Below are 282 nucleotides of genomic sequence, written 5' to 3'. Positions count from 1 at the left end.
CGCCATCACGCCGTGGTCCTGTAGGCCCCGGATGTGGCTGATGCCGTGCTTGGCTACCGGGTCCTTGTTTTGGCCGAAGGGGCGGTTGGGGATAACCGGGTTGCTGGGGTTGGAGTTAACGTCGATAACCGGCGAGAAGCTCACGTGCACGCCCAGAGTCTTCATGTTCAGGGCAATTTCGCGACCCATCCGATACACGTACTGGTCCTCGTCCACGGCACCTAGCGTCATGCCTGTAGCGACGTGCATGCTAGAGTCGAGGCGCATAGCAAGGCCCCACTC

1 protein-coding gene is annotated in these 282 nt (G+C 61.0%); it reads right to left on the bottom strand.

The genetic code is table 11. The features are described from left to right. Window positions 1–267, bottom strand: a 267-nt coding sequence (locus DNI29_RS23925; protein ID WP_317048765.1) for a glycoside hydrolase family 3 N-terminal domain-containing protein, incomplete at its 3' end; no start/stop codon positions are given. Window positions 268–282 lie beyond the last annotated feature (15 nt).

The sequence above is a fragment of the Hymenobacter sediminis genome (assembly GCF_003231285.1).
GTDB lineage: Bacteria > Bacteroidota > Bacteroidia > Cytophagales > Hymenobacteraceae > Hymenobacter > Hymenobacter sediminis.
Note: the sequence above shows the minus strand (reverse complement) of the source record. Positions and strands in the feature narration are given on the sequence as shown.